This is a genomic window from Pseudoalteromonas rubra (assembly GCF_001482385.1).
Lineage (GTDB): Bacteria > Pseudomonadota > Gammaproteobacteria > Enterobacterales > Alteromonadaceae > Pseudoalteromonas > Pseudoalteromonas ardens.
In genome coordinates this window covers 3,674,650-3,698,163 of record NZ_CP013611.1, presented here as the reverse complement: position 1 = coordinate 3,698,163, position 23,514 = coordinate 3,674,650, and the positions used below count along the sequence as shown (strand labels likewise).

Annotated in this window: 25 protein-coding genes and 1 riboswitch; of the genes, 6 read left to right on the top strand and 19 right to left on the bottom strand. The window is 49.6% G+C overall.

Features of this window, described 5'->3' with window-relative positions:
* The first annotated feature begins 227 nt into the window (after nt 1-227).
* On the top strand, nt 228-2,780 hold the full coding sequence (locus AT705_RS26005; RefSeq protein ID WP_420492123.1) for a fibrinogen-like YCDxxxxGGGW domain-containing protein: 2,553 nt from the start codon (nt 228-230) through the stop codon (nt 2,778-2,780).
* Nucleotides 2,781-3,234: 454 nt separating this feature from the next.
* Nucleotides 3,235-3,468, top strand: coding sequence for a helix-turn-helix domain-containing protein (locus AT705_RS16065; protein WP_010382895.1), 234 nt, complete (start codon nt 3,235-3,237; stop codon nt 3,466-3,468).
* Nucleotides 3,469-3,525: 57 nt separating this feature from the next.
* On the opposite strand, the gene AT705_RS16060 is transcribed toward AT705_RS16065, so the two are convergent.
* On the bottom strand, nt 3,526-4,059 hold the full coding sequence (locus AT705_RS16060) for a hypothetical protein (RefSeq protein WP_058797349.1): 534 nt from the start codon (nt 4,057-4,059) through the stop codon (nt 3,526-3,528).
* Between the two features lie 133 nt (nt 4,060-4,192).
* A complete protein-coding gene (locus AT705_RS16055; RefSeq protein ID WP_058797348.1) occupies nt 4,193-4,891 on the bottom strand; it encodes a tRNA1(Val) (adenine(37)-N6)-methyltransferase in 699 nt (232 codons plus the stop codon).
* A gap of 67 nt (nt 4,892-4,958) precedes the next feature.
* Between AT705_RS16055 and srmB the strand changes: the two genes are divergently transcribed.
* Both srmB and AT705_RS16045 read left to right on the top strand, forming a co-directional pair.
* Entirely contained in the window at nt 4,959-6,191 is a 1,233-nt protein-coding gene (srmB, locus tag AT705_RS16050) for an ATP-dependent RNA helicase SrmB (RefSeq protein WP_058797347.1), read from the top strand.
* A 134-nt stretch (nt 6,192-6,325) separates the two neighbouring features.
* Complete coding sequence (locus AT705_RS16045; protein WP_058797346.1) at nt 6,326-7,120, top strand: hypothetical protein; 795 nt, start codon at nt 6,326-6,328, stop codon at nt 7,118-7,120.
* A 75-nt stretch (nt 7,121-7,195) separates the two neighbouring features.
* On the opposite strand, the gene AT705_RS16040 is transcribed toward AT705_RS16045, so the two are convergent.
* From AT705_RS16040 to yaaA, 3 genes are read right to left on the bottom strand one after another with little or no spacing between them, the layout of a single operon-like run.
* Entirely contained in the window at nt 7,196-8,371 is a 1,176-nt protein-coding gene (locus AT705_RS16040) for an MFS transporter (RefSeq protein ID WP_058797345.1), read from the bottom strand.
* 55 nt (nt 8,372-8,426) lie between these two features.
* Nucleotides 8,427-8,663, bottom strand: a complete 237-nt coding sequence (locus AT705_RS16035) for a hypothetical protein (RefSeq protein ID WP_157576812.1) — start codon at nt 8,661-8,663, stop codon at nt 8,427-8,429.
* 49 nt (nt 8,664-8,712) lie between these two features.
* Nucleotides 8,713-9,492, bottom strand: coding sequence for a peroxide stress protein YaaA (gene yaaA, locus AT705_RS16030; protein ID WP_058797343.1), 780 nt, complete (start codon nt 9,490-9,492; stop codon nt 8,713-8,715).
* Nucleotides 9,493-9,794: 302 nt separating this feature from the next.
* Here yaaA and tal point away from each other — a divergent pair, with 302 nt between their 5' ends.
* Nucleotides 9,795-10,745 carry a transaldolase gene (gene tal, locus AT705_RS16025; RefSeq protein WP_058798030.1) on the top strand — a complete coding sequence of 317 codons (951 nt, stop codon included), beginning with the start codon at nt 9,795-9,797 and terminating at the stop codon, nt 10,743-10,745.
* Between the two features lie 322 nt (nt 10,746-11,067).
* Entirely contained in the window at nt 11,068-11,259 is a 192-nt protein-coding gene (locus AT705_RS16020) for a DUF3545 family protein (RefSeq protein WP_010382909.1), read from the top strand.
* A gap of 45 nt (nt 11,260-11,304) precedes the next feature.
* On the opposite strand, the gene ung is transcribed toward AT705_RS16020, so the two are convergent.
* The 14 genes from ung to nqrE all read right to left on the bottom strand — a co-directional run bounded on the left by ung (nt 11,305) and on the right by nqrE (nt 23,508).
* The gene (gene ung / locus AT705_RS16015) at nt 11,305-11,964 is read right to left on the bottom strand and encodes a uracil-DNA glycosylase (RefSeq protein ID WP_058797342.1); all 660 of its coding nucleotides are present in this window, start codon (nt 11,962-11,964) and stop codon (nt 11,305-11,307) included.
* A gap of 2 nt (nt 11,965-11,966) precedes the next feature.
* On the bottom strand, nt 11,967-12,845 hold the full coding sequence (locus tag AT705_RS16010) for a cobalamin-binding protein (protein ID WP_208856743.1): 879 nt from the start codon (nt 12,843-12,845) through the stop codon (nt 11,967-11,969).
* On the bottom strand, nt 12,845-13,444 hold the full coding sequence (gene cobO / locus AT705_RS16005) for a cob(I)yrinic acid a,c-diamide adenosyltransferase (RefSeq protein WP_058797341.1): 600 nt from the start codon (nt 13,442-13,444) through the stop codon (nt 12,845-12,847). Before cobO ends, AT705_RS16010 begins: the two co-directional genes overlap by 1 nt.
* Nucleotides 13,441-14,922, bottom strand: coding sequence for a cobyric acid synthase (locus AT705_RS16000; RefSeq protein ID WP_058797340.1), 1,482 nt, complete (start codon nt 14,920-14,922; stop codon nt 13,441-13,443). The genes cobO and AT705_RS16000 overlap by 4 nt, the downstream gene beginning before the upstream one ends.
* A 2-nt stretch (nt 14,923-14,924) precedes the next feature.
* The gene (gene cobU, locus AT705_RS15995) at nt 14,925-15,464 is read right to left on the bottom strand and encodes a bifunctional adenosylcobinamide kinase/adenosylcobinamide-phosphate guanylyltransferase (protein WP_058797339.1); all 540 of its coding nucleotides are present in this window, start codon (nt 15,462-15,464) and stop codon (nt 14,925-14,927) included.
* Nucleotides 15,461-16,237 (bottom strand): adenosylcobinamide-GDP ribazoletransferase, encoded by a 777-nt coding sequence (locus AT705_RS15990; protein ID WP_058797338.1) that lies wholly within the window; start codon nt 16,235-16,237, stop codon nt 15,461-15,463. The genes cobU and AT705_RS15990 overlap by 4 nt, the downstream gene beginning before the upstream one ends.
* Complete coding sequence (gene cobT, locus AT705_RS15985; RefSeq protein ID WP_058797337.1) at nt 16,230-17,297, bottom strand: nicotinate-nucleotide--dimethylbenzimidazole phosphoribosyltransferase; 1,068 nt, start codon at nt 17,295-17,297, stop codon at nt 16,230-16,232. Before cobT ends, AT705_RS15990 begins: the two co-directional genes overlap by 8 nt.
* Before the next feature lie 16 nt (nt 17,298-17,313).
* The gene (locus tag AT705_RS15980; protein ID WP_058797336.1) at nt 17,314-18,306 is read right to left on the bottom strand and encodes a FecCD family ABC transporter permease; all 993 of its coding nucleotides are present in this window, start codon (nt 18,304-18,306) and stop codon (nt 17,314-17,316) included.
* A complete protein-coding gene (locus AT705_RS15975; protein ID WP_058797335.1) occupies nt 18,303-19,100 on the bottom strand; it encodes an ABC transporter ATP-binding protein in 798 nt (265 codons plus the stop codon). The genes AT705_RS15980 and AT705_RS15975 overlap by 4 nt, the downstream gene beginning before the upstream one ends.
* 82 nt (nt 19,101-19,182) lie before the next feature.
* Nucleotides 19,183-19,301, bottom strand: a riboswitch (cobalamin riboswitch).
* Between the two features lie 29 nt (nt 19,302-19,330).
* Nucleotides 19,331-19,930, bottom strand: a complete 600-nt coding sequence (locus AT705_RS15970; protein WP_082669017.1) for a histidine phosphatase family protein — start codon at nt 19,928-19,930, stop codon at nt 19,331-19,333.
* 78 nt (nt 19,931-20,008) lie between these two features.
* Nucleotides 20,009-20,221, bottom strand: a complete 213-nt coding sequence (gene nqrM / locus AT705_RS15965; protein ID WP_010382924.1) for a (Na+)-NQR maturation NqrM — start codon at nt 20,219-20,221, stop codon at nt 20,009-20,011.
* Between the two features lie 109 nt (nt 20,222-20,330).
* Nucleotides 20,331-21,359, bottom strand: a complete 1,029-nt coding sequence (locus AT705_RS15960; protein WP_058797333.1) for an FAD:protein FMN transferase — start codon at nt 21,357-21,359, stop codon at nt 20,331-20,333.
* 293 nt (nt 21,360-21,652) lie between these two features.
* A complete protein-coding gene (gene nqrF, locus AT705_RS15955) occupies nt 21,653-22,879 on the bottom strand; it encodes an NADH:ubiquinone reductase (Na(+)-transporting) subunit F (protein ID WP_058797332.1) in 1,227 nt (408 codons plus the stop codon).
* A gap of 20 nt (nt 22,880-22,899) precedes the next feature.
* Complete coding sequence (gene nqrE / locus AT705_RS15950; protein ID WP_010382927.1) at nt 22,900-23,508, bottom strand: NADH:ubiquinone reductase (Na(+)-transporting) subunit E; 609 nt, start codon at nt 23,506-23,508, stop codon at nt 22,900-22,902.
* Between the last annotated feature and the right edge of the window lie 6 nt (nt 23,509-23,514).

Here is a 23,514-nt window from a genome sequence, read left to right as displayed (position 1 = left end):
CCCTAGACGCGCTTAATCAATTTCAACCGGGTGCAATGACTCCATTTTCGCCATAAAAACCATATCAAAGAATGATAAAAAATTTTTATAGCAACCCTTAAATCACGACCCTGTACAATATTCATCTTACATTAATCCAACTCTACTCTTACAAAGGAAAAAATATGAAAAAACAAGTGCTACCTGCCATGCTCGCCACATTATGCTGACAGGCATCGGGCACCGAACTGGTACGGGATGGCCAGTTCGAGCAACAAACACTGGCTGAAGCACAGTTAAGCCACACCTCTGATGTCTGGACATTTTCCGATAGCCAGGCCGGGATCATTAACCTTTCCGCAGCTCATTATGCCGATCATCTGGCTGTAAATAACGTCGCCTTCATTGGTCAGGGTGCATCTCTGAGTCAGGCTCTGCCTGTGCCATTGAGTTTAACCAGCAATTACCGGATCCAGGCTAAATTAGGTATGCGCGCCAGTGTTAACCCGGCCAACTTTAGAATTGGCTTTCGCATTGCAGAGCTCTTTATTGATGTAACTCCTGATCTCACATTAATCGAAGGGGCATTTGTCCAGCTTGATGTAACATTTGAACCGACCGAGGCGCATCGTGCGCTTGCTGAGTTAACTGATACGATGGCACTGGAAATACACAATACCAGCATTGATGCCAATACCCTTGAGGTAGACGCCGTCTCCGTAGTTAGCCTGGCTAAACCACTGGATGATGACGGCGACGGCATGACCAATGAGTGGGAAATTCGCTATGGATTCAATCCGGCAGATGCAACTGATGCAGGTACAGATGTAGATCAGGATAGCGCCAGTAATCTAGCTGAGTTTCTGGCTAATACCGATCCAACCGACTCCAGCAGTTACCCGGCATTATTTGAACCACTGACGCAGGCCAACCTGGAAGTACCAGGCGCCCTGAGATTAACGCCCAATGCCAGTGCACCAGTCCCTTGCAAGCCAGAGCACACAGGCTCGATATACTACAGCAGTGTAGATAAGCAGATTTTTAGCTGTGATGGCGCACTCTGGCGCGAATTACAAGGTGAACAGGGTTTACAGGGTGAGCAAGGGCTTCAGGGACCACAAGGTGAACAAGGTTTGCAAGGACCACAAGGTGAGCGCGGACAACAAGGAGAACCGGGCATACAGGGGCCACAAGGCGAACAAGGCCTGCAGGGGCCCAAAGGAGAGCAGGGTCTGCCTGGCACCACACACTGGCGAGATGGTACGGCAACCGTATCAACCACCGTTTCAGTTGGGGTTGGCACCCAATCGCCCAGTGCAGCACTGGAAGTCATTGGTAATGCCATCGCCAACGATCCTATCGCGCCAAACCATCTGGTCACTAAGCGCTATGTCGATAATGCCAGCCAGTCTCTGGAAGCCAAGTACGCCCGTTTACTCGATATGGTCAATGTCCTCAATCAGGAAGTGTACCCAAGCGACGGGATCAGCTGTGAAAGTATTGCGCTTAGTGATCCAACTGCAACGTCCAACTTATATCTGATTGATGCTGACGGCCCTGGTGGCGCACCCGCTATCCAGTACTTCTGTCACTTTGAAGATCTAACACTCTCCCGTCCGGTTGTCACCGATGGTGATACCACTGGTGCCAATAATAACATTGCGCTGGTCTACACAAATTCACTCTCACCGGGTAATTACACAGCCAGTGGCACTGTTAACCAGTTCAGTCCGGCTGGCGCATTTGATGGCCATCTTTACTACACAGATCCAAACCCGAAAATTAACCCTCAGGCAGGTGAACTGCTGACGCACGGGATCTGGCTTGGTCCAACCAACAGCAACGAGTGGTTGCAAGTCTCCTTTGCCAGAAAAGCCGTGATCACCGGTTTTAGCACTCAGGTGTCAATGAAACACGCAGAGTTTTCACCCCGGACACCCAAAGAAGTCATTTTTCAGGTGTCAGACGATGGCATCACTTTCACCGATCATGAAACCATTACGATGGAAAAAGGAACCAGTCAGATTAAGCTCTCTAAAGCAGCTTTAGGTAGCAGCTTCCGGCTGCTAGTGCTGAGCACCCATGGCTCTGGCGACTATACTCAAATCGATGAAATGGAATATTACGGCTTTTTTATCGACGAATTTGCCGATAACAGCTCGCAGGCACAGGGTAAAACCTGCCATGATATTCAACAAACCAACCCAACCAGCCAGTCAGGCTATTACACCATAGACCCGGATGGCGCTGGCAGTGTCGCCCCGTTTGTGGCGTATTGTGATATGGAAACCCTGGGCGGTGGCTGGACACTGTTTGCCAACCATGCCGATGGTATTGACAGAAAACTGATCCGTGAGCCGGTCAGAGTCGATCAATATGGTGTGCTTGAGTCTTCAAGGTGGCAGGCACTACGTGCCGCTATGACGGAAGGCCTGATGTTTGTTGATGAGCACAACAAAGTATCAATGATCTCTGCTTTCAATGTCACCAATCCAACTGGCGTAGAATGTCAGGGGCTACTGGACGACACCGCCGCAGACTTAACGGCCACTTTCGACAATACCCCTCATATAGAGGGTCTGAATATTTTCAGATCTGAACCCACGGGCGTGCCCTGTAGTTATGTCGATAGCGGCACATTTACCATGGCTGCTCTGGCCGATAATACCGGATATTATCAATGGGATATTGCCGGAGCGGCTATTTTTAATGGCAACCCGGAACGACAATTTACCATCTGGCCGTACTCAACTCTGTATTCTCACACTGAACAGGATGTGCTGAAGTACTATATTAAATAACGCAACAGGTGCTGTTTAATAACGCATTAGACAGCACAGCTACCCTCTCAACTAATCTTCAGATCCATGCAGGAAAACACACAAGATAATAACGGCTTCTCAAACTCAGTCGCCTTCCTAACCTTTGTCATCAATTCAATGATGCAATGCACTCAGCAACTTGATTTATCTCATCACGGTGTACATCCACTCAGGTTTCATCTAATACATTGGGTCATCCGGTAGATAATGAAAAACACTCTTTCGGCGCATCAAAGAGACCCGATGATGAATGATTTCATAACCTGAAAAAAAGTTGCACATTATTATTTTTTTCATTGCAATCTGAGTTACAAATTACCCATTGCAGGAAATAGCAATAGGCGTCCGGGCAGGTGTCTTTCAGAACCTTCGCAAAGCAGCATCAAACACACCCGGCTTTACCTTTAAAACAATAATCAAAGGAACTAACAATATGGAATTTTTTTCCCGCTACATTACCGGTGATGACCTCAGGAAATTAAGAAAAAATAAAGGCGTGACAACACAGGCAATGGCAACTCAGCTTGGCGTGTGTCGTAAAACGTATGAAAACTGGGAGCGCGATGTGGGCCAGCCAAAGCTCAATCAATTTTTTGCCATGGTGACTTTTTGCTCTGTAGATGTATCTGACTTTTTGACCAAGATACGCCAGCACGGTCAGGCTTAATTTCAACCCCTCAGAGCATGTTTAAACCTTACTCTGAGGGCAAATTCTCAGCCGCATCTAAGCTTCTGCAAGCTGCTGTGGCAATTCTGTTACCCAGCGTATTTCTCTCACCCAATTCGTCATCTTAGGGAACCCCTTCTCCGGGCAAGTCATATCCCATGCTGTGAGCAGCGGATCGCCAAACACACCACCATTTTCGAAGTTTTCCTTCAGTGATTGTTGCATCCCCTGATAGGTATTTTCCGGAAAGATCAGATCGATAGGTAATCCAATGTGCCAAATCGCAGCAACAGACCAAGCGGTCGCGGCCATTTCCTCGCCCTCCATGGCTTGTTTTTCACGACCATTTTTGAGTCCATTTTTGTAAACGTCTTGATGTAATTGATCTCGATATATCGGTTCACAGACCGCAATATGACCGGCTTCATGCAAAATGTCCCCAGCACAAACCAGTTTATCAATGTCTATATGCAACACACCGTAGTTAATTTGTAGTCCAGGTAAGAAACACTTCCCCGCTATGGGGCAGAGCTTATAGGGCAAGTTAATATTGCTCAGAAAGTCACAAATGATTCGGGTATCTTGATCCATTATCAGCTCTTTGCACCGAGCTTTGATGAACTCAGCTTTGTATTATTTCGTTATTTGCTAGTATAACTTTTTTAAAACACCGAAAATATTACATTAAATTACTTCATTTACATACGCTATGTTGGCAATCGCCCTACATTTTCAGATAAAAGTCGCGACACAGATCAACAAAAGCATCACTGTACTCGCCCTTTTGATTTCGTAAACAAAGCTGATCATAACTTGGCATATTATATATGCGATGCCATTCCAACATAACTCGGCTTACAGGCTTATCAGGCGTCATCGATACGTCACAGCGTCGCGCCAGCTGCAACCCTCGTAACTCAGCCTGTACAATAAACGTATTTGCTTCGTGAACAGGCAGAATCACCGCCAACCTACCATGCTCCTGAGTATGGCGCAGAAATGCCTCTATTAGTTGTTCAAAACTAAGACTATCTGTGTGCCGAGCGGTATTACGGGCTTCATTAGGCCCTTTTAAGCTGTGATTAAAATACGGCGGATTGCTGATCACCAAATCATAATGCTGGTCTGCGGTGAATGTCTGAATGGGTGTCTGATGTACATAGATATCCTGCCAGGGACTACGGCTAATATTGTCTTTAGCATCCAGACAAGCCTGCGCATCAATTTCAACCGCATCGATTACAATCCTTGGGGCGCGCTGCTTGCACATCAAACTCAGTAACCCCGTGCCTGTGCCAATGTCGAGCATGCGTTGTGCGCCCGTCACGCAAACCCAGGCGCCAAATAACACCCCGTCGGTCGAGACCTTCATTGCACTGCGAGATTGCGCCACCGTAAATTGCTTAAATGCAAAGCCAGTCATTTTGCTCCTTTGAGAAACCCGGATTGCCAAGTATAATTCCGCTATTGTCCTTTATTTGTGATGCATTATGCAATTTACTGAATTCGATCTCGACGGCACGCTACTGACTGCCATAAAAAAAATGGGCTTTGAGCAGGCCACCAGCATACAACAGCTGGCCATTCCAGAGGCTTTGTTAGGCCGAGACATCCTTGCTTCCGCGCCAACGGGCACAGGTAAAACAGCCGCCTTCCTGATCCCGGCAATTCAGTATTTGATGGATTTCCCGCGTCGCGACCCAGGTTTTGCCCGTGTGCTGATCATGACACCCACCCGTGAGCTGGCCTATCAGGTGTTTGAGCAATGCGAAGCACTGGCGGCAGGCACGCACCTGAAAATCGGCGTGGTAACCGGTGGTATTAACTATGGCAGCCACAAAGAAATCTTCGAAAAGAACAACGATATTCTGATAGCCACACCAGGTCGTCTGATGGAATACCTTGAGACCGAGAACTTTCATGCCGACAATGTTGAGCTGCTCATCCTCGATGAAGCCGACCGCATGCTGGATTTGGGCTTTAAAAAAGAAATGCTCAAAATCTGTAATGAAGCAAAAAACCGTCGCCAGTGTTTCCTTTTTTCTGCCACACTGGAAGGCGACAGCGTCGAGCTGTTTGCGGAGCGTATTTTAAAAGATCCGGCACTACTTGAGGCAGAGTCTTCACGTAAAGAAAAAGGCAAAATCCACCAGTGGATCCACCTGGCAGATGACTATCAGCACAAGCTGGCCATCCTGGCTAGCCTGCTACAAAGCGAGGAAGTGACCAAGGCCATCGTATTTGTAAAGACCCGTGAGCGTCTCGAAAAACTGGTTGGCGAGTTATACACCCAGGACATCAAAACCACCTGGCTGCGTGGTGAAATGCCGCAGGACAAGCGCATGGCCGCCATGGCCAGCTTCCACAGTGGTCGCACCCGCATTTTGGTCGCCACCGACGTGGCGGCGCGTGGTATCGACGTTGCGGATATCAGCCATGTGATTAACTTTGATATGCCGCGCACTGCTGACATTTATGTTCACCGTATTGGCCGTACCGGTCGTGCGGGTAAAAAAGGCACCGCCATTTCACTGGTTGAAGCCCATGATGCCGAGATCCTGGGTAAGGTTGAGCGCTACACGGAACAGAAGCTGAAACGCCGTGTGGTTGAAGGGCTGGAGCCGAAACACAAAGAAGCCAAGTTACCAAAAAAGAAAAAAGATCCGGTTAAAATCAAAGCGAAAAAGAAAGCAGCTAAAGCCAAAACAAAAAAGAAAAAGTAACCCATAAGAAAAAGGACGTCTGAGACGTCCTTTTTCTTTTTGCTCTGGTCTCACCCTTTATATTCAGGCCACTTTTCTCACATGGAGCAAGCAGTTACACTTGCGTATAAACATGCTCTATTGCAGGAAGCTCAATGCTCACACCCGACCAAGTTACCGCCCTGGAAATCTATCTGGCCCATTTACGCCTTAATATCGATCCCATGTTAGCACAGAAATACCCCACCTTTGCAGGCAAACCCTACCCACTGGGACGGTGTAAAGAAGTCCGTAATGCCATTCATCATGCACTCAAAGCGGCGCTGGCCAAACCGCAGGTCGACGTGGCACTGCAACCGCTTAAAGCACTGCTGGACACCGGCCTGACGCTCGAACCGGTATGGGGATCTCTGCGCGATGAATACTTTCAGAATGCGCTATTGGTTGGGCCCTGGTATATAGATGCAGCCAATGACACCGTTAACCCCAATAAGCCCCGGGCGGAGATCCGCTTACTCGCAGAGTCTGGGTTCGGTGCCATCACCAGTTTTGAGCAGTTTATCAAAATTGCCCGCAGCTACTGGGAGGTCGATATCTATCGCAATGATATTTTTCCGGCGCTGGCCCCTTTTATCCCTTTAGTATGTGTGAACAAAGCGGGAGTTAGCTGGTTTGCCGCCGCCAACGACGACATGATACTTGTTGCCCTAGACAGTGCCTTTGAGCTGGTAGAGCAAGTGCTGCCCTCTTTGTCCTCTCCTCCTTGCGAATTAACGGAGAAATGGCACCGTGCAGCACTTCGCGTTGATATGCCCAGCCCGTTATTGAAAGCACAGACACGGGATGCAACAGCCATGTGCCGACATTATCGCAACGAGGGTAAGCATCAGGACATCGGCTTTCGCGATGAAGTGGTGCTTGCTTATCTCAGTCTGCCAGTGAACGTGTAAGCGGCGACGCCCCTCTGGATATCAAATTTGCTCATAACCAGGGCGACCAACACCACCAGCATGCGCCACACACCCTCAACCTGCCGGTGAACGTGTCAATGGCCTGGCTCCTCTGGATAACAAAACGGTCGCAATCAAAGCGACCAACACCACTGGCATACTCCACACATTTAACGCCTGCCAGCCTGCGGTGGCTTCCAAAAACCCGGCGCTGAGTGATGATGCCACTACCATGCTGAAGACCAGAAACTCGTTGCAGGCTTGTGTTTTGGCGCGTTCCTGCGGCGCATAAGTCTGACTCACCAGTTGTGTGGCGCTGATAAACATAAAATTCCAGCCCACGCCTAGGGCGAATAAAGCCAGCAAAAAGTGCCAATGCGTCAACCCCAGCAGATTAATCCCGGCACAGATCAGATACAGCACACAGCCGGCAAGGATCATGACACGCGCCCCGAAGCGCTCAATGAGCTTGCCGGTAAAAAAAGACGGCAAAAACATCCCCAGTACATGCCATTCAATGACCAGCGCGGAGTCTGCCAGGTCAAATCCATGGCGATGCATGGCCAATGGCGTTGCGGTCATCAAAAAGTTCATGACGGAATAACTGATCATGGCCACCAGCACCGCCAGCTGAAACTGCTTCTGTGCCATGATTTCTTTCAATGTCCGGGCCGGCGCCTGGGAGGTGTGAGTGTCGACCTCCGTGAAGCGTACGCCCTGCAACAATAACAAAGCCAGAATATACAACCCACTGAGTGCTACAAAGGAATTGGCATAATTCAATGCCGGGTACACCTCGTTCACCCAAACGGCCAGGTTCGGCCCCAAAACTGCTGCAACAACTCCACTGGCCATGATGATCGAAATGGCCGTGGCGGGCTTATCACTGGCTTCTATGGCCGCAAATCGATACAAGGTGGCAAAGCCGATCCCAATCCCTATCAAAGTGGTCGCCACACAAAAAAGTGCAAAGTCGCTTTCTCTGAGCGCCCAGACCCCCAGCAAAGTACCACTGATACCAATCAGATTACCTAATGAGAAGCCCAATCTGCGACCAGTTTTCGCCATGATCAGCGACGCCGGAATGGTCGCCATTAATAGCCCAGCCATCTGCATTGCCACCGGCAAAGTGGTCAGCGCCGCCGACGGGCTCAACAACTGACCCACCAGCGCAGAAATGGTCACAAGCAAGATGTTGCCTGTGGTAATCAGACCCTGACAACAGGCCAGCAGCAATACATTTTTATTCAATGAGACATACTCCAAAGATGAGAGACAGGGTGTTTAGACGCCAAAGCAGATGGGCTCACTCCCACTCAGGCGTGTTTGTTCTGGGTTCAGCAGGCTTACTTAAACGACATTGATTCGCCTGATCATAACAGCGTTGAATACACTGTGTTTGCAATGGATCCGCACTGATATAATCTTCCTGGCAATGTTGTAAGCAGACGCGTTCATTGTGCTCACACTCAACCTGGACACTACCAACACGCGTATTGATCTGGCCCAGGCAACCTGCCAACATCCCTACTGCGACAAGCATACCTAAGCCTCTGATTATCCTTATCCTGCTCATCGCAACAGGCTCCGAATTAGTTTTGCTCTGCGCGCAGAAATACCGGCTCACTGGCTTTTTGCGTCGCTTCTTCGCTGTAATAATAACCAGCGACATCAAACGCCTTCAGTGCCTCGGGTGATTCTACCTGATTGTCCAGAATATACCGTGCCATCATGCCACGGGCTTTTTTGGCGTAGAAACTAATGACCTTGAACTGACCATTTTTGCAATCTTTGAACACAGGCGAAATAATCTCAGCTTTGAGTGCCTTTTTATCTACTGCTTTGAAATACTCATTGGATGCCAGATTAATCAGTACCTGACTATCAGCCGCTTCCAGCGCTTCGTTGAGCTTGTCGGCAATGATACTGCCCCAGAATTCATAGAGGTTTTTACCGCGCGGATTATCCAGCTTAGTGCCCATTTCCAGACGATACGCCTGCATCAGGTCCAGTGGCTTCAGTACCCCATAAAGGCCAGACAAAATACGTAAATGTTGCTGCGCGTAGTCCAATGTGGCGTCGTCCATACTCGATGCATCCAGACCTGTGTACACATCACCATTAAAGGCCAGCACAGCCTGTTTGGCATTATCTGAGGTGAAAGGTTGTGACCATTCAGCGAAGCGCGCGGCATTAAGGCCCGCCAGTTTATCACTGATCTTCATTAAGGTGCCAATCTGTTGCGGCGACAAGTCACGGCACACGCGGATCAATTCTTCACTGTGCGTGAGCAACTCGGGCTGGGTAAAACGCGCGGTGTGCGCCGGAGTATCATAATCGAGATTTTTTGCCGGGGAAACGAGAGTGATCATGGCCTGCCTATTGACTTAACTATTGATAAATGTCAATTTCAACACTATCCCCCGGTGAGCGCAAGCGCAATATTTTTCGGGGGCTCGACACTGCTTGCCCAGTTGCTGGCAGACCAGCCTGTTTGCAGTTCGTCACGCAGACCCCCCGACTGACGAAGTGCGCCCCCGCATCACGCATTCGGACTTTCTCGTGGCACGACCTCGCAGATAAGGACATATGACCTATTCACACAGGTCACGGTAATGCAACATAGGGACAGTAGACTTTTTGACACGCTGCAATGAATTGGAATGAGGACAGCATGACTTCAGCATTAGATAGGCTAAAACAGCATTCATCTATCGTCGCCGACACCGGAGATATCGAGGCAATCCGTAAACACCAACCGGAAGATGCCACCACTAACCCGTCTCTGCTTTTAAAAGCAGCCGAGATGCCAGCTTATCAGGATTACCTGAAAGCAGCCTGGAACTACGCTAAGAGCCAGCATGACGATGCGGCACAACAACTGGAACTGGCTTGTGACTACTTTGCCGTCCTGCTTGGGAAAGAGATTGCTAACATTGTACCGGGTTATATCTCAACCGAAGTCGATGCACGCTTATCGTTCGATACCGAAGCGACCATTGCTAAAGCACAGCAATTACTGGCGCTGTATGAGCAGCTGGGTGTCAGCAAAGACAAAATTTTAATCAAAATCGCCTCTACCTGGGAAGGCATTAAAGCCGCAGAAACTTTGGAAAAGCAAGGCGTTAAATGTAACCTGACTTTGCTATTCAGCCAGGCTCAGGCACGCGCATGTGCCGACGCAAATGTATTCCTGATCTCACCCTTTGTAGGTCGGATCCTCGACTGGCACGTGGCCAATGGTCTGGAAAAGCCGACTGATCCACTGCAAGACCCGGGTGTGCAGTCAGTACGCAGCATTTACGAATTCTACAAACGTCACGGTTATAACACTGTTGTGATGGGTGCCAGCTTCCGTAACACCGGCGAAATCGTTGCCCTGACAGGGTGTGACAAGCTGACTATCAGCCCTGCTTTGCTAGAGGAACTGGGTGAATTGCCAGCCACTGAAGCGTACCTGTTGGACAATAACTATGAAGTTGTGGCTAAACCTGCTCCGCTGAGCGAAAGCGAATTCCGCTGGTTACACAACCAGGATGCCATGGCCACCGAAAAGCTGGCTGAAGGTATTCGTGCATTTGCAGCTGCCCAGGAAACGCTGGAAACACGCTTTAAGGCGCTATAATCAGACACTGCAATAAGCACTAAGCACTAAGCATATCGATTGAAAAACGCCACTTGAAGTGGCGTTTTTTTATGCCCTGAAATTGATGACTCAATGCATCCACCTCCCCGCTCGCAGCGCTCAGTTCCTCTGGCTTCGGCGAAACTTGAAGCAAATTTGAGCTTCATCAAACTGTCACCTGCTTTTAACCTAACGGACACATTTTTATTTTACTTTTCTCCTGTCTGTGGTATACCAGCATTACTTGAAGTGTGTTTTTCATTCAAATTGAGTAATGCGTAAACACAAATCTTTGAGGTTAGTACATCAATAGGAGAAATTCATGGATAGCCTAGACGATTTTATTTCAACACTAGAAAGTCCTGCACCAAAGAAAAGAACCTCATCTAAAGGCAAAAAAAGAAAGTGGCGCGAAATTGAAGCGCTGAAGGACAAACAACGCCTGCGTAAGGAATTGGAAGAACTGGACATATTCGCAGACAGCATCGATCTGGACGAGCTTGACTTTATCTAACTAAAAAGGCGCATTGAGCGCCTTTTTTGTTTTTTAAATCTAAACTCAGACTTGCCAGTTGATAGGCGTTTTGTCCATGCTTTGCAATAGCATGTTGGTTTGCGAAAAGTGCTGACAACCGAAAAAGCCGCGGTGTGCTGAAAGCGGAGAAGGGTGTGGTGCGTGCAATACGTGATGACGTTGTGTGTCGATCGCTTTGCCCTTTTTTTGTGCATGTGCACCCCAGAGTAGGAAGATCACGCCCTCTGTGCGCTGATTGAGCTGTTCGATCACGGCATCGGTAAAGCGCTCCCAACCGAGGTGTTTGTGGGAGTGCGCCTGTCCCTGCTCGACCGTTAACACGGTATTGAGCAGCAATACGCCTTGCTCAGCCCAGGGTAGCAGATAGCCATGATTGGGGATCTGGAAACCCGCGATGTTCTGTGCCAATTCTTTATACATGTTGGCCAATGACGGGGGCACCTTAACACCTGGCAGTACAGAGAAACACAACCCATGTGCCTGGTTTGGCCCGTGGTAGGGATCCTGCCCCAGGATCACAACCTTGACCTGATCGAACGGTGTGGCTTTGAACGCCTCAAACACCAACTCCTCAGGAGGATAGACGGTGACGTCCTGCGCCCGACGCTCGGCGACATAGTCCAGGGTGTCCTGAAAATACGTTTGTTGTTTTTCGTGCCCGAGCACGTCATTCCAGGTTGTCATATTTATTTCCCAGCTAGTTTAAGTTGCTGATAGTAAGTCCGCGAAGCATCCAGTTTACCACATAACTGAGTTAACCCTTCCAGCACACGGGTCGTATAACGATGTAGCAGATCCGCATTCACCTCAATATATTGCTCGTGTTTGGCCGCCGGAATTTCTGGCCACTTATGCCAGTCTATGGTGGGCTGGACTTGTTTAGATTTTTCCTGCGGGATCACTATCACCTGCGGGTGTTTCAGGAGCACATTTTCAATACTGATCTGCGGATAGGATGTCGCTGCATCAGCAAACACATTGCTGGCCCCACACACCTCGAGCGTCTGATGGATCCAGGTGGTGCCATTGACCGTCATCATCGGAGCTGGCCATAACTGATAAAATACGGACAAAGGCGTTGCAGAACGATACTCATCGTGCAGTTCAGCCATACCTTGTTCAAACTGCCGGGCTACTTGTTCAGCGTTCTCTTCCAGCCCGGTTAACTGGCCCAGCCAACGCAGAGAATGCGGGATCTGTTGCAAAGCTTTGGTTTCGCTATACACCACGTTCACACCGAGCTGCTCAAGCTTATCCAGCTCGGTCTGTTGATTGCCGCCCTGCCAGGCAATCACCAGATCGGGGGATAGAGCCAGTAACTTTTCCAGCGCAATGCCATGAAAGCCACCAATACGGGGGATTTGGTTGGCCTCAGCCGGGAAGTCCGCATACTCAACTGTTCCGACAATCCGCTCGCCTGCCCCTATAGCATATAAGTTCTCAACAATATGCGGCGCCAGGGCCACGATCCGTTTAGCCGGCTGTTCAGAGGCCTGGGCTGCACAGACCTGACTTGTAATCAGACAAACCAGCATACCCAGCCAGATATTCAGGACTGCTTTCATCAGAAATCGAACCCTTTTTGCGCTTTGATCCCCGCTTCGAAAGCATGCTTTACGTTGCGCACTTCACTGACCGTATCGGCCAACTCTGTCAGGCGACGATGTGCCCCACGACCCGTAATGATTACCGACTGCATCGCAGGGCGATTTTCTAGCGCCTCAATCACTTCATCCAGATCAAGATAGTCGTAGCTGACCATATAAGTGAGTTCATCCAGCAGGACCAGATCGATACTGTCATCCTGCAACCACTGCTTTGCCTGTTGCCAGGTGGCCTGCGCCGCCAGGGTATCCGAGTCGCGGTTTTGTGTCTCCCAGGTGAAGCCCGTTTTCATGACAGCAAACGGCACACCTGCACGTTCCAACAAATTACGCTCACCGCATTCCCACATGCCTTTAATAAACTGTACTACAGCAGCATTCATGCCATGGCCCACACACCGTGCAACCGTGCCAAAGCCAGAAGTAGACTTGCCTTTGCCATTGCCTGTGATCACCTGCAAGATGCCTTTTTCTTCCTGTGCCTGTTCAATTTTGGCATCGACCTGCTCTTTCACTTTTTGCTGTCTTGCCTTATGTTTATCCTGATTGTGTTCGCTCATGCTGTCCTCTGTTCACTGATTGCCAGAATTTTATCTATGTCTAAATGGGTTTCGCACACCTCTGCCAGCCGTTCCAGTTGCTGCTCACGGTGTTCTGCCAGGTTGAATCCACTACCACTATAGCAGCCATCGCTGGCCCAGCTCAGCACACAGGTCAACCCCTCGGGACTATCAAACAGTCCGTGCAGATAGGTGCCAGCCAGCTGGTTATCCTCACTGATAAAACCATCAACTTGCCACCCTGATGGGTGCGCGTCAAACTGTAAAAAGGGTCGCACTAATGCAGCCCCCTGAGTGATCCCACAATGGATCTCATAACCGCTCAAATGGGTCTGCTGACCGTTTAACAAACAACTTGCCTGCACCTGAGTCAGGGTTTTATTTGTTGTCAGTTGGGTCTCAAAATCTGCCATTGCCAGACCTTGAATACTGCCCTGTGTTGATTCGACCTGCAGAGGGTCACAAATGGTATTCCCCAGCATCTGATACCCCCCACAGATCCCCAGTACTTTACCGCCGTAGCGTACATGGCGCCGCAGCTCACTGTCCCACCCCTCTGCGCGTAAAAAAGCCAGATCGTTAAGCACATTTTTACTGCCCGGGATGATCACCAAGTCGGCTGCACCTATGATTTCGGTGTGGCGCACATAACGCAGATCAACTTTGGGGTCTAATCGCAAGGTATCAAAATCGGTGTGATTGCTAATATGCGGCAGCAGCAGTACAGCCACTTTAATTTCGGGGTTGTTCATGCGATTTGCTATCGTCACGGCATCTTCCGCATCCAGTGCCAGGTCATGCAAATAAGGCAATACACCCAGCACAGGTTTATCGGTATGCTGCTCCAGCCAGTCCAGTCCACTCTGTAATAACGCGATATCGCCTCTAAAGCGGTTGATCACGAACCCTTTCACTAAAGATTGCTCGTAGTCGCTCAGCAGCGCCAGGGTCCCAACCAGATGAGCAAACACACCGCCTTTGTCAATGTCAGCAATGATGATCACCGGGCAATCGACCTCACAGGCAAACCCCATGTTAGCAATGTCGTTCTCTCGCAGATTAATTTCCGCCGGACTGCCGGCCCCTTCTACCATGCAAAGGTCATACTGTTCACTGAGCCTTTGATGTGAGGTCAATACCGCCTGCATCGCGACTTTTTTGTAGTCATGATACCCCGCGGCTTCCATATTACTGAGTGCACGGCCATGCACAATAACCTGGGCACCCGTATCTGAATTAGGCTTGAGTAAAATCGGGTTTAGATCTGTGCTTAGCGGTACTTTGGCAGCCATGGCCTGCAATGCCTGGGCCCGGCCTATTTCTCCGCCATCTGGCGTAACTGCACTATTAAGTGCCATATTCTGCGGTTTGAACGGTACGACCTCGATACCACGGCGCCGCAATGCCCGACACAAGCCCGCCACTAACGTGCTTTTTCCGGCATCTGACGTTGTGCCCTGCACCATTAACGTATTCATACTCAATTGTCTCCTTTAAGCGTCAGTGGCAAACCCGCCATCACAAAATCGACTCGGTCTGCCAAAGCGGCGATGTCCTGATGCAGCCAGCCCGATTCGTCAACAAAGCGGCGACTGAGTTCGCCAAGCGGCACTATGCCGTGGCCTACCTCATTACTGATCAGAATCACCCGGGCACGAGTGGCACGCAGAGCACTCAGCAGCGCCGCACGCTTGTGCTGAAATGCTGAGTCAGAGTAGTCACATAATGCCGTGGTTAACCACAACGTGAGACAATCAATCACCACACAATCATCGGACGCGAGACTGGCTAACACTTGATCCAGCGCCCAGGTCTCTTCTATAAGCTGCCAGTATGCCGGGCGCGATGCCTGATGATGTGCGATCCGCGCGACCATCTCCTCATCCCCGGGTCGTGCAGTCGCGAGATAAATTAACCTGGCCACTTTACCATCGTTGAGCCAGCGCTCGGCTCTTTGCTCACCTAACCGACTCTTTCCACAGCGCGCGCCACCCAGGATAAATTCAACCCGGCCCGTCATAACCAGACCACCAGACAAAATAAATACACTGTGACTTCCGCCAGTTGCTGTGCCGCCCCCAGACAGTCTCCCGTATATCCGCCGAGCTGGCGTTTAAACCAGTAAGCGCAACCTGTACGGCATAACCACAGTACGACAACCAGCGCAACGCATTGCCACAAGGTAAATAGTCCCGTAAACCAGCTCACTATTAGTAAAACCAAGCCACAGAGATAAAGTAACCGTTTACTTTTTGTAGAAAGAAACTGGGCAATGGGCTTAACTTTACTTTGCGCATCCGCCTGAACATAGTTCAGTTTACCAATTATACTGGTGGCCATAACCCGGCTCAGGCCATGGCCAAGCAGGATAGCCGCACATACGTAAGCAAGTTGCTCACTCAAGGAGAGTAGAGCCTGATACTTGGTAAGCAATAGCAGAACCAATGCCGCCGCACCATAGGTGCCCAGTCGGCTGTCTTTCATGATGGTCAGCTTATCGGCCACACTCCAGCCACCGCCAAAACCATCCCAGACATCTGCAAAGCCATCTTCATGAAATGCACCTGTTATGATCAGCCCGGCACTCAGCGTTATTATTACCGCAATGCCAGCAGTCAACACACTAGCCAGCGCACAGTAAACCAGTGCTAACAGAGTACCCAAGAGCACACCAACCCAGGCAAAGTAACCGCTGGCCTGATTAATGTCCTGATCGCTGACCTCGCCCGGCACTTTAACGGGAATGCGCGTCAGAAAGATCACCGCCAGCTTGAATTGCCTCAGCTCACTCATGAGTGCCTACCACCTGAGTGACAGCCGCCGACTCGAAGCTGGCCATCTGATAATAAAACGCCAGCGCACTTTGGCACAGGGGCAATGCCATTGCCGCACCTGAGCCCTCACCCAGACGCATATTCAGATCCAATAATGGCTCGGCATTTAGCTCATTCAGCATGCGCCGATGTCCCTGCTCACCCGAGCAATGGGCAAACACCATATAATCCTGACTTGCAGGTTCAATCCGACACGCCAGCATAGCTGCGGCTGTTGCAATAAAGCCATCAACCAGAATGACCTTTTGTGCACGGGCAATTTCCAGCATGGCACCGACCATCTGACAGATCTCAAACCCGCCGAGACGACGCAACACCTCTCGTGGATCATCAAGGGCATCACCATGTAACAGCAAAGCCTGATCGATCAGTTGTTGTTTTTTCTCCACTACTTCTGCACTCACGCCGGTGCCACGTCCAACCGTTTCAGCGCCAGTCAACCCACTTAGAGCCGAGAAAATGGCCGCAGCGGCCGTGGTGTTGCCGATCCCCATTTCGCCCAACGCAAACAAGTTTGACCCCGAGTCCAATGCTGTCTGTACAGCTTCTTGACCATATAACAGGCCTTGATCAAGCTGTGCTTCGCTCAGGGCTGGTTCAATATGCAATGGCCGGGTGATATGACCAAGGCGTTGTGACACAATACCCAACTCTGGAGCTGGCGGTGTTAAAATACCACAGTCAATTACACTCAGTTGCCAGCCAAGCTGAGCACACAAGACATTAATGGCTGCACCACCAGTGGCAAAGTTAGCCACCATCTGGCCGGTCACCTCGCTGGGTGCAATAGACACCCCCTCGGCAGCAATGCCATGATCTCCGGCAAATATCATCATCTGCGGCTGCGCGATGGCGGGTTTTTCGGCTTCAAGTTGGGCGCGACTCATGCCCTGACTCAAAATGCTCACCAGCTGATGTGCCAATGTCTCAAGCTTACCCAGCGCGCCCTGAGGCTTGGTCTTCATATCTATGGTGTGCTGAATATAAGCGTCATGCTGGCGATTGAGTGGTGGGATCATAAAGTCTCCTGTTAGATCAGATGCTGGCTGCGCGCTTTTTGGCGATTAACAGCGATAAGAAAAACACACTGCCGATGGCGGAGGTGATCACCCCAATCGGAAGCTCCTGATTGTCTATCAGAGTACGGGCCAGCACATCGACCCACAGCATCATGAGCCCACCTGATAAAGCGGTCGCCAACATACCCAATGTACGAACCTGCGAAATAAAAAAGCGCACAATATGAGGGATCATCAAGCCAACAAACCCGACCCCACCGCAGGCAGCGACAATAACGGCTGTCAACATAGATGCCAGGATCAACATGCCCAATCTTAACCTGTGTACATTCACACCTAAGGTCACCGCGCTCTCGTCGCCGATTAACAACGCATTCAGACTGCGGCGCATCAATAGCATCACAGTACAGCCTACCGAAACGACCAAAGCGGGTAACCACAGCCATTGCCAGTCTGCACGGCTGAAACTGCCCAGGCTCCAGAATATAATGGCACTAATGGCCTGTGGGTCGCTCCAATAGAGTAATAAGCTGGTAAAGGCAGAAAATAAAAAGGTCAGCGCAACACCTGATAACAACATGTTCTCGACCAGTGCCGTGCCTTTGTGAAACGCAATGAGCAACAACAGGCTCATGGCCACTGCGCTGCCGGCAAACGCCGCGCCAGATAAGGCCAGTGCGCTTTGCACCCCAAATAATGCAACCAACAACACCACACCAAATGACGCCCCTGAGGAAATGCCAAATAAATACGGATCGGCGAGCGGGTTGCGGGTAACGGTTTGCAAAATAAGCCCGGCAATAGCCAGCCCGGCCCCCGCAAAAAAAGCCAGCAAAGTACGTGGCAATCGCAGCTCAACCACAATCTTTTGATTCAATATACCACTGTCGTAGTTGCTCAAAGCCTGCCAGACCTCGCCCCAACTGAGTGAAACCGCCCCGACAGACAGTGCAGTGAGCATGCTGGCTAAACAGGCACAGAGCAACCCGGGTATTAGTAAGGCCTTCATTGTTGATACCCGTAGTGATAACGAATGTGTGGCACACCCGACGTATTGCGACGAGGCCCGGGGACTGTCTCAACGTCAGCACAGACACCAAAAACATCACTCAGTAAACCCGGCGTTATGATCTCTAACGGGGCTCCCTGAGCAATTAGGTGACCTTGCTCCAGAACCAGCAGCTCATCGCTGAGTGCCGCAGCAAGATTGAGATCATGAAATGAGGCAATCACGGTCACCCCCATGGCTTTAGCCAACTCCATGATCTGGATCTGATACTTCACATCCAGATGACTGGTGGGCTCATCCATGATCAGCAGTTCAGGCTGCTGTACCATGGCTCTGGCGATCATTGCCCGCTGCTTTTCACCGCCCGACAGAGCATCAAATTGCTGTTGTGCTTTGTGGCTCAGACCCACCCGCTCAAGGGCTTCCAGGATCAGTTTTTTATCCGTTGTATTAACAGCTGAAAACAGGGTTTTATGCGGCGTTACGCCCATGGCAACCACCTCGAACAGCGCCAGATTAAACTGACTGGGGATCTCCTGCAATACCACCGCCACCTGGCGTGCATAAGCACGGCGAGGATAATCAGATAAAGGTTTACCGGCATAGCGTATTTCCCCTACACCGGGATGCCAGTAACGATACAGGCAACGTAACAAGCTGGACTTTCCTGCCCCGTTAGGTCCAATCAGACCAATAAACTGCCCGCGTTGAACGGTAAAATTGAGTGCAGTCAAAATAGGTTTGTCACCCAGAGTCAGGCTCAGGTTATGCACGGAGATTTGTGGTGAAGTCATACCGCCTCAAATGCAGGCAGCAGCGCAGAGCCAGCTATTCGAGTTGTCACGACTGGTTTTCTGTACTGACTTAAGTGCGCCCGCTTAAGTGTAGGTATTGGCCTTGGTATCTGGCTTCAGACTCTCAGTCTATTACAGTTGCGGGGACAGCTGAGGATTTACACCTCATTCCCAATGACTGCCAATACAATACGATGCTAAATTTAGGCCTTATTATGAAGTCCAGACGTCTAAAACACAACTTTAGGCCAAACCTGACCATGCTCATCAAAGTGCACGGAGACCTGGATCATCCCGCCATAGCCAATCTCGAGGCGCGATAAATGCGTATCATAGCCCTCAGGCAAAGCCAGCCAGATAGCCAGTAACTGCTTAATGACCCCGGCATGTGTTACAACCGCTGCGTTTAGGGGAGAGGGAGTTGCAGTGAACTGCTGCCACCAATCATATAAACGTAGGTGGAATGCCGACATTGACTCCCCATTTGGCGGGGTGTGCTGCCAGGGACTTTGCCAAAAGTCGCCGATGCCAGGTGCTCGTGCTGACTGCCAGAGCACGTCGTAGCGTTCTCCATCCCAGTCGCCAAAATGCATTTCACTGAGTCGGGGTTCTATCTGCAGTGGCAAACCAGTGGTTTCACAAAACATACGAGCGACCGCCTGGCACCGCTGCAATGGAGAGACAATCACCTGTGCAATCCCATCACACGCCTCAAGTTGGGCATATACTTGTTCATTGCCCGACGAGCTTGCGGGCATATCAGTACTTCCGAGCAAACGGCCGGTTTCCCGGGGTTCACCGTGGCGAATAAAATACAGGGTTCGTTGCATTAGGCTATGGCACTGTTATTCGGGGTCTGAAACGTAAAAACGCAAGCCTGGGCTTGCGTTTTCGATGATGTCAGTGGATTAGAGGATTTGGTTTTCTTTCCACATTTGCTCTTTTGCGAGACGCTTCTTACGTTTGTCGCACGGGTCGTCACAATCACAGATCTTGTCGATACCCATAGAGCCCAGACCGCCACAACTACTGGCCATTGATTTCTTTTGTACTATGACCCCGACAGCCATCGCAACGGCGATCAATAACAACAACCCAAAGGTAAGTAAAAATAGTGACATCTCAGGCCTCTTTTGCATATCCATCCGCAATCGCGGACTGGTGACGGTTAATTGTGCTCATTATATAACTAAACGCACCTAAGTTAAAACGTTCGCGATGCAGATCTCGTTATAAATACGGTTTGAACGCACTGCTGGCGTAAACCTTTAGACCTTCATCACTTTTGCTTATCAAATAGACTGGCAAGTTGTGTAACTCAGCGTACGCTCTCGCCCGTTCAGTCCCCATCACTGTTAGGGCCGTAGCGAGGCCATCGGCGGTCATCGCAGATGGGTGTAATACCGTTACCGATACCAGGTCGTGTTTAACTGGCTTACCCGTGCCTGGGTCAATCAGATGGGTAAAGGTCTCACCATCCATTTCATAGAAAATACGATAGTCGCCTGAAGTCGCAACACTGTTCTTACCCGGCTCAATCACTTTGTGGATTTGTCGTTGCCCAACCGGTGCATCCGGTTTTTCAATGGCAATACGCCAGGGCTCATCATCAGGTTTAGTGCCCGACAACCTCAGCTCACCACCAATTTCAACCATATAGTTATTGATGCCGTGCGACTCAATCAGCTCCGCTACTTTATCTATGCCATAACCTTTTGCCGTGGCAGAGAAGGACAGCTCCAGATGATCCAACGTTTTTGCCAAACCATTCTCTGTCAGGGCCAGCTTGTCGAGACCAATTTCCTCACGCATTTGCGCCAGCTGCTGCTCAGAAGGCCGCTTGGTCGGACGCTTGTCAGGGCCAAACCCCCACAAATCAATTAAAGGTCCCATGGTCACATCCAGTGTCTGAGTAGACAATCCCAGTCGGATAGACTCAGCAACCACCTTCCTGAAATCATCGCTTATCGGCATGACCTGGTTGGCAGCCAGACGATTGAACTGGTTTATCTCTGAATCTGGAATATAGGTCGACATCGATTGATTCACCGCTTTAAGCGCGGCCTCAACCTCAGTATGTAACTGCTCTTTAGTCAATGTGCTTTGCTGTGGAAAAGCCTTAATGTTATAGGTTGTGCCCATCGTACTACCCTGTAGCACAATAGGTTCAGCTGATTTGTTTGCCTGGCCACATGCCACAAGCAGCATACTTAATAAGAAAATGAAACAGAACTGGCTCTGTCTTAGCATCAGTGTCATCCCTTGTATTTCATACCAATTCACTTAATACCTGTTCAATTTAACGGAGCAAATATGACGCTAACTGTGTTAAAAATTTCTTATTTAGAACAACTAAATAGCAAAATTTTTGCCTGGTTATCGAACATATTTTCTCGCCTCAAAATAGAACACTTAATTAAGCAAATTGGTATCATTTGCCAGTAACCCCCGATCTGTACGGAGCATTACCCATAAAAAAAGCCCCTCAGCATGACTGCTAAGGGGCTTCTATTTTATCTTAAAAACCACTTTAAGATCATATGTATTTCAGCTTAACCACCGAAGTCATCAAGCAGGATGTTTTCATCTTCAACACCCAGGTCTTTCAGCATGTTGATAACCGCCGCGTTCATCATCGGAGGTCCACACATGTAGAATTCACAGTCTTCCGGTGCTTCATGATCTTTCAGATAGTTTTCATAAAGTACGTTGTGGATGAAGCCTGTGTAGCCTTCCCAGTTGTCCTCTGGCTGAGGATCAGAAAGTGCAACATGCCACTGGAAGTTATCATTTTCAGCCTGCAGGCCATCAAAGTCTTCCACGTAGAACATTTCACGCTTAGAACGTGCACCGTACCAGAATGACATCTTACGATCAGAGTTAAGACGCTTAAGCTGGTCGAAAATGTGTGAACGCATTGGCGCCATACCCGCACCACCACCAACGAAGACCATTTCTGCATCTGTGTCTTTGGCGAAGAACTCACCAAACGGACCAGAAATTGTGACTTTATCGCCTTCTTTCAGAGACCAGATGTACGATGACATCTTACCACAAGGCAGGCTCAGGTTATTAGGCGGCGGCGTTGCAATACGTACGTTCAGCATGATGATGCCGTACTCTTCTGGGTAGTTCGCCATTGAGTATGCACGGATTGTTTCGTCGTCAACTTTAGACTCCAGGTTAAAGAAGCCAAAGCGCTCCCAGTCCGGACGATATTCATCAGGAATATCAAAGTCTGCGTACTTAACATGGTGTGCAGGTGCTTCAATCTGGATGTAACCACCCGCGCGGAAAGGTACTACCTCACCGTCAGGGATACCCAGTTTAAGTTCCTTAATGAAGGTTGCTTTGTTATCATTAGAGATAACAGTACATTCCCACTTCTTCACACCGAAGATTGAGTCTTCAACTTCAATCTCCATGTCTGTTTTCACTGCAACCTGACACGCCAGACGACAGCCTTCACGAGCTTCACCTTTGGTGATGTGATCAAGTTCAGTTGGCAAAATATCACCACCACCAGAGTGTACGTGGACACGACACTGGCCGCATGAACCACCACCACCACAGGCAGATGAAATGAAGATGCCAGCATCAGCCAGTGAGCCTAACAGCTTACCGCCTGGTGCAGATTTAATTGCTTTTTCAGGATCGCCATTGATGCCGATCATGATGTCACCGCTAGGTACCAGCTTCGATTTCGCTGCAATGATGATAAGTACCAACACCACAACGATAGCGATGAACATACTTACACCTAATACAATAGTTTCCATCGTATAGTTTCCTCGCTACCTTAAAGTGAAATACCAGAGAATGACAGGAAGCCGAAGCCCATCAGACCAACCGTGATAAAGGTAATACCCAGACCACGCAGACCATCAGGAATATCAGCATACTTCATTTTCTCGCGAAGACCTGCTAGCAATACGATAGCAAGTGCCCAGCCCACACCAGAACCTAAGCCAAAGATCACTGACTCACCGAAGTTCAGGTTACGCTCAACCATGAAGGATACCGCACCAAAGATTGCACAGTTAACTGTGATCAGAGGCAGGAAGATACCCAGAGCGTTGTATAGTGCCGGGAAGAACTTGTCCAGAGTCATCTCAAGGATCTGTACAAGTGCCGCAATTACACCGATAAATGTCAGGAACTTCAGGAAGCTTAAGTCAGCTTCAGGGAAACCTAACCACTCAAGTGCGCCTGGTGCCAGAATAGCGTGATAAACCACGTTGTTTACTGGTACAGCAACGCCCAGTACGAAGATTACCGCAACACCCAGACCGAATGAGGTAGTGACTTTCTTAGATACAGCCAGGAAAGTACACATCCCCAGGAAGAAAGATAGCGCTAAGTTTTCAACGAAAACCGCTTTTACAAATAAACTCAGATAATGTTCCATCTCTCT